General features: G+C 61.0%; 10 protein-coding genes. 3 read left to right on the top strand and 7 right to left on the bottom strand.

Annotated elements, in window-relative coordinates; all coding sequences use genetic code 11:
- Positions 1–333 precede the first annotated feature (333 nt).
- A complete protein-coding gene (gene pdxH, locus KGB27_RS29565) occupies positions 334–981 on the bottom strand; it encodes a pyridoxamine 5'-phosphate oxidase (protein ID WP_223453073.1) in 648 nt (215 codons plus the stop codon).
- A 78-nt stretch (positions 982–1,059) separates the two neighbouring features.
- Positions 1,060–2,589: a nitric oxide reductase transcriptional regulator NorR gene (gene norR / locus KGB27_RS29560; protein WP_008029644.1), complete on the bottom strand. Its 1,530-nt coding sequence runs from the start codon at positions 2,587–2,589 to the stop codon at positions 1,060–1,062.
- Positions 2,590–2,744: 155 nt separating this feature from the next.
- On the opposite strand from norR, the gene ytfE reads away from it, so the two are divergent.
- On the top strand, positions 2,745–3,419 hold the full coding sequence (gene ytfE, locus KGB27_RS29555) for an iron-sulfur cluster repair protein YtfE (RefSeq protein ID WP_008029646.1): 675 nt from the start codon (positions 2,745–2,747) through the stop codon (positions 3,417–3,419).
- Between the two features lie 108 nt (positions 3,420–3,527).
- Here the strand turns inward: ytfE and KGB27_RS29550 are convergent, their stop codons facing one another.
- Positions 3,528–3,965 carry a CopD family copper resistance protein gene (locus KGB27_RS29550; RefSeq protein WP_192226591.1) on the bottom strand — a complete coding sequence of 146 codons (438 nt, stop codon included), beginning with the start codon at positions 3,963–3,965 and terminating at the stop codon, positions 3,528–3,530.
- A 28-nt stretch (positions 3,966–3,993) separates the two neighbouring features.
- Positions 3,994–5,184 carry an NnrS family protein gene (locus KGB27_RS29545; protein ID WP_008029650.1) on the bottom strand — a complete coding sequence of 397 codons (1,191 nt, stop codon included), beginning with the start codon at positions 5,182–5,184 and terminating at the stop codon, positions 3,994–3,996.
- 470 nt (positions 5,185–5,654) lie between these two features.
- Between KGB27_RS29545 and KGB27_RS29540 the strand changes: the two genes are divergently transcribed.
- Both KGB27_RS29540 and KGB27_RS29535 read left to right on the top strand, forming a co-directional pair.
- Positions 5,655–6,338: a Crp/Fnr family transcriptional regulator gene (locus KGB27_RS29540; RefSeq protein WP_008029654.1), complete on the top strand. Its 684-nt coding sequence runs from the start codon at positions 5,655–5,657 to the stop codon at positions 6,336–6,338.
- Positions 6,335–6,526, top strand: a complete 192-nt coding sequence (locus KGB27_RS29535) for a hypothetical protein (RefSeq protein WP_032832810.1) — start codon at positions 6,335–6,337, stop codon at positions 6,524–6,526. Before KGB27_RS29540 ends, KGB27_RS29535 begins: the two co-directional genes overlap by 4 nt.
- Before the next feature lie 8 nt (positions 6,527–6,534).
- On the opposite strand, the gene KGB27_RS29530 is transcribed toward KGB27_RS29535, so the two are convergent.
- From KGB27_RS29530 to KGB27_RS29520, 3 genes are all read right to left on the bottom strand, one after another.
- Positions 6,535–8,376 (bottom strand): nitric oxide reductase activation protein NorD, encoded by a 1,842-nt coding sequence (locus tag KGB27_RS29530; protein ID WP_008029658.1) that lies wholly within the window; start codon positions 8,374–8,376, stop codon positions 6,535–6,537.
- Positions 8,377–8,454: 78 nt separating this feature from the next.
- Positions 8,455–9,882, bottom strand: a complete 1,428-nt coding sequence (locus KGB27_RS29525) for a cbb3-type cytochrome c oxidase subunit I (RefSeq protein ID WP_008029660.1) — start codon at positions 9,880–9,882, stop codon at positions 8,455–8,457.
- A gap of 3 nt (positions 9,883–9,885) precedes the next feature.
- Complete coding sequence (locus KGB27_RS29520) at positions 9,886–10,326, bottom strand: c-type cytochrome (protein ID WP_008029662.1); 441 nt, start codon at positions 10,324–10,326, stop codon at positions 9,886–9,888.
- Between the last annotated feature and the right edge of the window lie 453 nt (positions 10,327–10,779).

Raw genomic sequence — 10,779 nt, 5'->3', positions numbered from 1 at the left:
GAGCCAGGTCGGCTTTCAGGCCGCCTCGGCGGCTGTGGCGGTAGTCGCCCCCTCGAGAGGCCGAGCGCAGGTTCTGCGCAGTGGGCAACCCGGCATGGATGCCGGGTTAGCCGCCCCCGGCCATGGATGGCCGATGGCGGCGGGCCCACGGAGCAGGACCGGAGCGAGGGGATGCCGAGCCTAGGCGAGGCACCGAACGAAAGGGGCAAAAGCGCTTTGGTTACTTTCGCGCTTTTCGAAAGTGACTCGCCGTAAGGGCGAAACCAATAGCAGCCATCACAGCAGCAACGGATATGCACCCGAACAAAGCCCCCCCACCATTTCCCATCAGACTCAAGGCGCCAAACGGCTCCGTTTCCAGACACCCTCATGCAAGCGATAGTCAATACGGTCATGCAACCGGTCCGCACGCCCCTGCCAAAACTCCAGGCGCTCAGGATGCAGACAATAGCCGCCCCATTGCTCAGGTCGCGACACAGTCTGCCCGACGAAGCGTTTGATCGTGTCAGCCAACAGCAATTCAAGCGCTGCCCTACTCGCCAGCGGACGGCTTTGCGGCGAAGCCCAGGCACCGAGACGACTGGCCATGGACCGGGAATCAAAGTACTCATCCGACAACGCCGGATCCAGCCTCGAGACGCGACCTTCAATACGCACCTGCCGCTCCAGCCCCGGCCAGAAAAACGTCATGGCGGCATAAGGATTGGCGGCCAGTTGCTGACCCTTGTCACTCTGGTAATGACCGAAGAACGTAAACCCTTCCTCGCTCAAACCCTTGAGCAACAGGACACGACAGTGCGGCCGCCCTTCGCTGTCGACCGTCGCCAGCATCATGCTATTGGCTTCGACAGGCGCGCTCTCGGTATCGCGGGCCAGTTGCAGCCATTGGCGAAACATCACCAAAGGGTCATCCAGCGCATGCTCGTCCTGCAAGCCATACAGGGTGTAGTTGCGGCGCATTTGGGCCAGGGAAAGCGGCATGACAGTGATCTCCGGAAGGTTTTGCTCAGTGTGCGAGGCACTGCGCCAACCGACCTTGACCGCCATCAACAGTGTCGATTACTTGAGCCGCAGACGCCGCGCCAGTTTGTGCAAATTGCTCGGATCGACTTCCAGAATCCGCGCCGCGCTGGCCCAGTTTTCCCCGGATAGGCTCAGGGCCTGGAGAATTTTCTTGCGTTGATAATCGTCGACGGCTTCACCCAGCGGCTGGAATGGCAGATCAGCCGGAGCGGCGTCGGACGGCTCAGAAACAACCTGCGGTGCGTTCGGAGCACTGTCGAGATCAAGAATCTCGGGCTCCAGCGTCATGATCAACGCACGACTGCTACCGCGACTGAGCTGCTTCAAGGCGGCACGACTGATCACATGCTCCAGCTCGCGCACGTTGCCCGGCCAGGTATACGCCAGCAACGCGCGTTCCGCCGCCGGCGACAGACGCAAGCCACGCAGGCCGAGCCGCGCCCGATTGAGCTCAAGGAAATGCCCGGCCAGCATCAACACGTCATTGCCGCGTTCGCGCAACGACGGGATCGGCACCGGGTACACCGAGAGCCGGTGATACAGATCGGCCCGAAACAGGCCATCGCGAATGCTGTCCGGCAGGTGCCGATTGGTGGCGGCGATGATGCGCACATCGACATGCAGCGGCTTGTCCGCGCCCAGGCGCTGGATCTCGCCGTTCTGCAAGGTGCGCAGCAATTTCGCCTGCACACTCAATGGCAACTCACCGACTTCATCGAGAAACAGCGTGCCACCGTTGGCCGCATCGAAGCGCCCGGCACGGTCACCCGTGGCACCGGAGAAGGCGCCTTTGACGTGTCCGAACAATTCACTTTCCGCCAACGACTCGGGCAAGGCCGCGCAGTTGACCTGAATCAGCGGCTTGTGGCTGCGCCGCGACAGACGATGCAAGCGCCGGGCGAACAGTTCTTTGCCAACACCGGTCTCGCCCAGCAGCAACACCGGCAGATCGGAGTCGGCCAACACGTCCAGCTCATTGAGTAGCTGATGCAACACCTCACTCTGCCCGAGGATCTCGCCCTCCTCGACCGGCATTCGCAAATCCTGAGGATCGCTGCGAGACAGGCGCAAGCTGCGGTTTTCCTGTTCCAGGCGAGTGACCCGCACGGCTGCTTCGATCTGCAGGGTGCAACGCTTGAGCTCCTCCCGCGCACGGCTGTCGAAGGTTCCAGCGTGCAGCGCATCGAGGGTGATCGCGCCCCAGATCCGACCCTCGACATACAGGCTCACGCCCATGCAGTCATGCACCGGCAGCGGTTCGCCGATGTGGTTGTCGAGCAATCCGTCGTAAGGGTCCGGCAGGCGACTGTCGGGCTCGAACCAGACGGGCTCGCGCGAGGCCATGATCGCCGCCAGCCGGGGATGCTGGGCAATGACGAACCGGCGCCCCAACGCTTCATGCACCAGCCCCACCGTCGCCACGGGCCTGAGGCTGTCGTCATCCAGACGCAATAAACCCACCGCGCCACTGTTGAAGTATTGGCGCAGGGTCTGGACCAGTCGTTGCAACCGTACGGCATTGGGCAACTCGACAATCAGGTCGGCCGCCAGGCTTTCACGCAGCATGGTTTTAATTACCCTCTATGGTGGGATTCACCCTAATGCGTCAGGGTGCGCATCACCACAACTAAAAATAAATTCATATTTATCAATCAGTTAAATATGGCACGCCGGATGCAACAAGCCAGGGGAACCGTTGAAACCCAAGCAAGGAACCCCTGATGAGCCAGACCCTACTGGAACAAAGCCTCGGCCAACTGGCCTGCGACATTCCCGGCGCCACCCGAATCTTTCACAACTTCAAACTGGACTTCTGTTGCGGCGGGCATAAAAGCCTGCGGGAAGCGGCCCTTGGCAAAGACCTCGATCCGCTGCTGATTGCCGATGCCCTGGAAACCCTGCAAGACACCGGCGAAACCCAGCACGACTGGCGTACCGAAACGTCCGAGGCGTTGATTGCCCACCTCCTGACGCGCTACCACGCCCGCCACCGCGAGCAACTGCCGGAACTGATCCGCCTGGCCCGACGCGTCGAGCAAGTGCACGGCGCGCGCAGCACCTGTCCCAACGGCCTGGCCGATCTGCTGAGCGACATGCAGCAAGAACTCGAAGGCCACATGCTCAAGGAAGAACAAGTGCTCTTCCCGATGCTGCAACAGGGCATCGGCCCGCAGGCCGCACCGCCGATCCAGGTGTTGCGTTTCGAACATGATCAACATGGCGAAGCGCTGGAACAGATGCTCGCCCTGACCCACCACATCACTCCGCCGGCGGATGCCTGCAACACCTGGCGCGCACTCTATCGCGGGTTGCTGGAATTCAAGGACGACCTGATGCAACACATTCACCTGGAAAACAACGTGCTGTTCATTAACGCCCTGAACCCACACCACTGATCACACTTTTCGCGAGCAGGCTCGCTCCCACAGGGATCAACATTCCCCTGTGGGAGCGGGCTTGCTCGCGAATGGCGTCACCTCAGAACTACCGGTTTTACAGCGCCATCAGCCGTGCCAATAGAACATTGCCTTGGCCAGGATCACGATCAACACCATGTGCCCGAGAATGCTGCGGCGAATCCAGGTCGCGCGGGTCGTGGACAGCCGCGCGCTTTTCAGCCAATACGCCAGCAGCAGGTAATGGCCGATGATGCTCAGGGCCAGGATGATTTTCAGGCTCAGCAAAGTGCCAAAACTGCTGGCCAGCGGCTGGCTCAAAACACCGCGGTGTTGCCAGGCGAGCGCGATGCCGGCGCCATACAACAGCAACACCACACCGTGCAGCACCTTGCGCGAGCGCACGGCAATCGCCTGATCCGCCGTCGCTCGCGCCGTTTCCGCCAGCGGCTGGCGGGCGCGGTGCCAGATCACCACTTCGAAAAACAGCGTGCCGATGAAGGCGATGGCTGCCAGCAAATGCGTAATCAACAAAAAGGGATACATCATCGCCCGCCTCCATTCTTTGGCCTGCTCATCCCGGATGACCGTCGACCCGGGCCCGCAGCAGCATCGGCCCATAACGCCAGGCGTACAGCGCAAACGCCAGCGTCCAGCACAGACCGGCCAGCCACAACGCCGGCAAAGGGAAAAACACAATCAACACGACCCGACTCAGACACGCCAGGTTGAGCAAAATGAACGCCAAGGTCATGCCCGACGGCGGCTCCAGCGCACGACCGGTATGCCCAAGCGTTACCCGAGCGATCATCGCCAACACCAGACCGCCCATGGCGCCGATCGTCAGGCAATGCACTGCCAGGCTCGGGTTCAGCGGTACGCCGAAATGCCACAGCGCCATGCCGAGACAGGCCACCGCCAGCCAGCCGTAAGCCAGGTGCAGCGACCACAACAACGGCACGCGCCACAGGCCGCGATCTTGCCAGCGCACCAGGCGCACCAGATGCCCAGCCCCCAGCACCGCGAACAACAAACCCACCCAGACATTGGCGTTGAGCGCAGGGCCGACGGCATACAGCAACGCCACCAGTGGCGAGCCAATCAGCAGCAGCCAATCCAGCCACGGCCAAGGCGCGACAGCGTCAACCCGGCCGAGGCCGCGCTGGGTGAAGAACGGAATGACGCGCCCGCCGATCAACCCCATCATGGCCGCCACCAGCCAGATGCCGGTCAGCACGCCCTGACGCTGCCAGCCCTCATGACCTGCGACCAGCCCCGACACGGACAACCCGTCAGCCCCGGCCAGCAACAGCAGGACCACCACAATCGGGTAGTTACGCTTTTGCCGTACCTTCCACAACGTGAAGCCCATCAACGCCGCCACCGCCAGCGGGAACGCCATTTCCAGCACCACCAGCAGCGGCCACGGCGCATTGACCAGCCACGCCACGCGCGCCGCCAACCACAGCAGCGCCAGCGCGGCCAGCGGTTTGCCGCTGAGGCCGGGGCGACCGGTCCAGGTCTGTACGGCCGTCAGCAGGAAGCCCGCAATAATCGCCAGCCCGAACCCGAACAGTAATTCATGCCGATGCCAGCCCAGCCAACCACCGGCCGGCTGCCATGCGGACAACGAACCGCTGAAGGCCGCCAGCCAAAGCGGGATGACCAGCACGGCCAACAGGCCGCCCGCGAGGAAGAACGGCCGAAAGGCCAGACGTAACAGCGGCGCGATGGCCATCGCTTTACGGCGGTCAAGCACTTGCATAAAGCCACTCCTCTACCTTGTTGCTGACCTGGCGCCAACCAGCACGCGAGGTAATTCCGGGTGCAATCATCGGGTATTGCCGAGCAATTGCCTTTGTCGCAGATCAAGTGTGCAAGGGCCGTGCCCCCGCTCCAGATCAACGGCTGGCGACACTTCCTAGCTGTAACGGTAGCTGATGCAGGGTAAAAATGACCATTTAAGGGTTGTTTTTACCCTTATTGCATGGGTCTTTTTTACCCTGAGCGTCTACAACCCCAATAAACGAAGGCCTTCAGGCATGGCCCGCGTCTTGCTCAAGCCTCGGGAACTCAAAGCAAACTCGATCCCGGGAGCCCTCATGAAAAAAGTCGTCCAGCCACTGGCCTGGTTTGTGGTGTTGACCTCCGTCCTGGCGGTAGCCAGCGGCATCTCCCTGGGCCTTGTCTGATTCTTGATCGCAAGCCACTCCTCAACCTTCAGGATGAATTCCCATGGTGCTTCATCGCGTCCATCACCAGATTCTGCGCAGTCATCACTTGTTCGAGCCGTTGAATGAAGAACAGCTGGATGAATTGATGAGTACCAGCCAACTGCTGAGCATCGACAAAGGCGAGCCGTTGTTCCGTCAGGGCGAGCCGGCCGATTCGTTCTATTTCGTGATTGCCGGGGCGGTGAAGATCTACCGCCTGACACCCGACGGGCAGGAAAAAGTATTCGAGGTGCTCAGCGATCGGCAAACCTTCGCCGAAGCGATGATGCTGATGGACACCCCCAACTATGTGGCCTCGGCCGAAGCGGTCTGCCCTACCCAGCTCTACCGGTTATCCAACAGCACCTACATGCGCTTGCTGCAGAACAACAGCCGGCTGACCTTCGCGCTGCTGGGCAAGCTCTGCGTTCGCCTGCACCAGCGGGTCAACGAAATCGAAACCCTGTCACTGAAAAACGCTACCCACCGGGTCGTGCGCTATCTGCTGACGCAACTGGTGCGCCAGCAAACCATCGACAGTCAATTCGAACTGCCGATGGCCAAGCAACTGATTGCCGGGCACCTGTCGATCCAGCCGGAGACGTTCTCGCGCATCATCCGCCGCCTGATCGATGAAAAAATCATTACCCAGGACGGCCGCCAGATCGCCATTCTTGATCGTCCACGCCTGGAACAGTTCGAGTGAGCGCCATGCCCGTCTGCCTGTATTGCCAGCACGCCAACCCATCAAAAGAAACCGAATGCCGCCACTGCGGTATGCCCCTGCCGGCGCTGGCCGAACGCTCTGAAGAGCGTCGGCAGCATCGGTTCATGTGGTTCTGCATCGGCCTGACGATCTTTTGCGTGGCGATGTTTTTCTGGCTGCCGCGCTGAAGCCAGGGTCAAGGCTGGGTCAACTGGCGATACAACTGCGGTAAGCGCAGAGGCAGTTGTTCGGGCTGGCGGATCAAGGTGTAGCCATTGGCGCCGAACATGTACGGCAAGTAGTCCCCGGCCTCTCGATCAATCGTGATGCAGAACGGCGTCAATCCCTGGCGCCGCGCCTCCCGCACCGCCTCGCGGGTGTCTTCGACACCGTAGCGACCCTCATACAAATCCAGATCATTCGGTTTGCCGTCGGTCAGCAGCAACAACAATTTGCTGCGTCGTTTGCTGGTGCCCAGCAGCTTGGTGGCCTGGCGAATGGCGGCGCCCATGCGCGTGTAATAACCCGGTTTGAGTCCCTGAATGCGACCTCGGGTGTTGTCGTCATAACGCTGGGTGAACGACTTGAGCTCCTGCATGCGCACTTGCTGGCGACGCAATGAGGAAAACCCGTACAGGGCAAAATCATCACCCAGCACCGACAGGGTTTCGCCGAACAGCAGCAAGCTGTCGCGGATGACGTCGATGACACGATGTTCATCGTTGAGATGGGCGTCGGTGGACATCGACACATCGGCCAGCAGCAGGCACGCGAGGTCGCGGCGGGTCTGGCGTTGTTCCATGAACAAACCCCGTTCGGCGCACTCGCCATGCTCGCGTTCAACGTGAAAATCCAGCCAGGCCTGCATGTCGAGTTCAGAACCCTGGGGTTGCTGACGTAACCACTGGCGGTCGTTGCGCAGGTGTTCGAACTGGCGGCGCAAACGTCGCGCCGAAGCCTTGAGTCGTGGCGGCAACGGCTGCGCTTCACAGTCGCGCGGCACCATCATTTGCAGATTGACGAAGCTGTCCTGCATCCGTTGCTTGCGATAGTCCCACTCCGGCAACTTGATGCCCTCGCCCAAGGGAATATCGTCAACATCGGCCGGCGGCAGGTCCAGGTGCAGCTTGAGGCCACCGCCCTTGCGCAGACGGGTGCGCGACAGCGTCAGTTCGTCCAGGTCATCGGCGACCCGGGCGGCGTCCGGGTCTTCGCTGTCGTCCGACCAGCGATCCAGATCCACGTGTTCGGTCCAACTGAACAGGTTCTCCAGGCGCACCACCAACAGCCCGCCATCACGGGTACTTTCATCGATCCGCGTGGCACGTTTGCGTCCGCTTTTCTGTTCACCGGGTGGCGTGGTCAACGACTCTTCGGATTCATCGCCCAGATCGGCTGCCTGCGCGCTGGCGAAATTTTGCGGCGGGTACAACCACAACGGCAGCGGCCAGGCTGCGCGTTCGCTACGAGGAAAATGCTCGACACTGCCCGGCTCACGCAACGCCTGGCATAACGCCCGTTCCAGCGCCGCTTCGCTGCGGTTCAACGAGGCCGGATCCGGGCGTAATTGCAGATGAGCATCGACCAGGCGTTGATAGCGGACGCGCAACGCGGGGAAGCGCTGCAACAGCTGTTGCGTCCAGCGCTGATTGTCCCGCCCCCAATGACGCATCGGCCCGGCCTGCGCCGCCAGCAGCGCGAGCCAACGATAGAGCTCCTCGTTCAGAGCGACGTCAGGAAACACCGCCAGGCTCGACGGCAGCCGAAGATTCGCCGCATCGCACCACGCCAACGGCACTTGTTTGCAGGTGCCGGCGATCTGCTGCAACACGTTGCGCCGCAGCAGCAGATCGCGGTCGCTGGCGGCTTCGACGCCGACACCGTTGGCACCGCCCATGGCGCGAAACAACAGCGCCAGCGGGCGTTGCTGGCTGATCAGCTCAACGCGTGCCTCGGGGAAATCCGCACTGGCGCGCCGGGTGATGAAACGGTGCCAGACACTGCCGACCCACTCTTCCAATTCAACGGTAAAGGCCATGGTAGTTGCCCTTTTTCCAAAGCAAAAAAACGGCCCGCTGTCTCAGCCGGGCCGACCTTTTCTAGCCGTTATGCAGGCTCATGACGGAACCACGGCAGCCGGGGCGCGCAAAGCGGCGCGGCCACGTTGCTTGAAGCTGAACAAGTAGCAGAGCAACCCGGCGAAGAAACCCACACCGGAACCCAGGCGGGCCCAGAACAGCACTTGCAAATGTTCGACGGTGGACATGAAGGGCAACGCGATTCCGTCGGCCTGCCAGCGTTGCAGGTAGACCTGCACGACACCGGCAGCGGTGAGGAACAATGTGATCATCACCATCGACAGGGTCATCAACCAGAAGCCCCAGATCTCCAGCGTCTGCGAACGCTCGTCGCCGGCTTCACCCAAGCCGCGCAAACGTGGCATGGCGTAGCTGATCAAGGTCATCACGATCATCGCGTAAGCGCCGTAGAAGGCCAGGTGACCGTGAGCCGCCGTCAGTTGCGAACCGTGGGTGTAGAAGTTGACCGGGGCCAACGTGTGCAGAAAACCCCAGACGCCCGCACCGAAGAACGCCGTGACCGTGGTGCCCTTGGCCCACAGCGTGGCCGCACGATTCGGGTGTTGCCGACGACGGTTCTTCACCATGCTGAACGCGAAGATCACCATGGCCAGGAATGGCAGCGGTTCCATGGCGGAGAAGATCGAGCCGACCCACAACCAGACCTCGGGCGCACCGATCCAGAAGAAGTGGTGACCGGTGCCGATGATCCCGGTAATCAGCGCCATGGCGATGATCACGTACAGCCATTTTTCCACGACTTCCCGGTCTACCCCGGTGATCTTGATCAGCACGAAGGCGAGCATCGAACCCATGATCAGTTCCCACACGCCTTCCACCCAAAGGTGCACCACCCACCACCAGTAAAACTTGTCACGGGCGAGGTTGCCGGGGTTGTAGAAGGAGAACAGGAAGAACACCGCGAGCCCGATCAACCCGGTCATCATCACCATGCTAACGGTGGTCTTGCGACCTTTGAGCAGGGTCATGCCGATGTTGTAGAGGAAGCCCAGGCACACCACCACGATGCCCATCTTGGTGATGGTCGGCTGTTCGAGGAACTCCCGGCCCATGGTCGGCAGCAACTCGTTGTGGGTCAGCCTGGCCAGGCCCGCATAAGGCACCAGCAGGTAGCCCAGGATCGTCAGCACACCGGCGGCGGCGAACACCCAGAACAGGAGGATCGCCAGTTTCGGGCTGTGCAGCTCTCGGTCGGCTTCTTCCGGGATCAGGTAGTAGGCCGCGCCCATGAAGCCGAACAGCAGCCAGACAATCAACAGGTTGGTGTGCACCATCCGCGCCACGTTGAACGGAATGATCGGGAACAGAAAGTCTCCGATCACGTATTGCAGGCCCATGATCAAACCGAACAGCACCTGACCGAGGAACAGGATCAGGGCAAACACGAAGTACGGTTTGGCCACGGCTTGCGAGGCGAATTTCAGATGTGGATTGGCAATGCTCATTGCTCAGCCCTCCTTGTTTGGCGGCCAGCCATTGGTGTTGATGTTCGAGCTCCATTTGAGGAACTCGGCGATGTCATCCACCTCCTGGTCACTCAATTTGAACTGAGGCATCGCGCGCCGGCCCGGTACGCCCAGCGGCTGCATTTTCATCCAGGCATGCAGGAAAGGTTTGAAGCCCTGTTCCCCGCCGCGCCGCTGAAAGACGTTGCCCAACTCAGGCGCAAAGTAGGCGCCCTCGCCCAGCAGCGTGTGGCAGCCGATGCAGTTGTTTTGCTCCCAGACTGTTTTGCCGCGAATCACTGATTCGGTTAATTGCGCTTCGTTACTGCGCACCGGGAAGGTCTGTTCCGTGTGGTAGGTCAAGGCCAGGAATACCAGGAAGAAGAAGATGCTTCCCCCGAAGTAGATGTTCCTGGCCATGCCTTTGGTGAAGGTCTCTGACATGGTCGCTTCCTCTTTGCTTGGCCCGTCCATGATAGGAAGCGAAGGGTTGAAACCTGCTTGATGGCGATCAAGAAACTCCGATGGTTTTGCTCGGGTATTGCCGATGCCGCTGATCTAATGTCGGAGCGTTTTTGTGTCAGGTGGTTTGTTTTTTTGAAGGGGGGGCATATCCGTTTTTGCGGTGATGGCTGGTATTGGTTTCGCCCTTACGGCGAGTCACTTTCGAAAAGCGCGAAAGTAACCAAAGCGCTCTTGCCCCTTTCGTTCGGTGCCTCGCCATGGCTCGGCATACCCTCGCTCCGGTCCTGCTCCGTGGGCCCGCCGCCATCGGCCATCCATGGCCGGGGGCGGCTAACCCGGCATCCATGCCGGGTTGCCCACTGCGCAGAACCTCCACTCGGCCTCTCGAGGGGGCGACCACCGCCACAGCCGCCGAGGCGGCCTGAAAGCCGA

Origin of the sequence: Pseudomonas sp. BF-R-01, from assembly GCF_019946615.1 — a bacterium.
Classification (GTDB): Bacteria; Pseudomonadota; Gammaproteobacteria; order Pseudomonadales; family Pseudomonadaceae; genus Aquipseudomonas; species Aquipseudomonas migulae.
The sequence above is the reverse complement of the archived record's forward strand: the minus strand, read 5'-3'. Positions and strand labels throughout refer to the sequence as shown.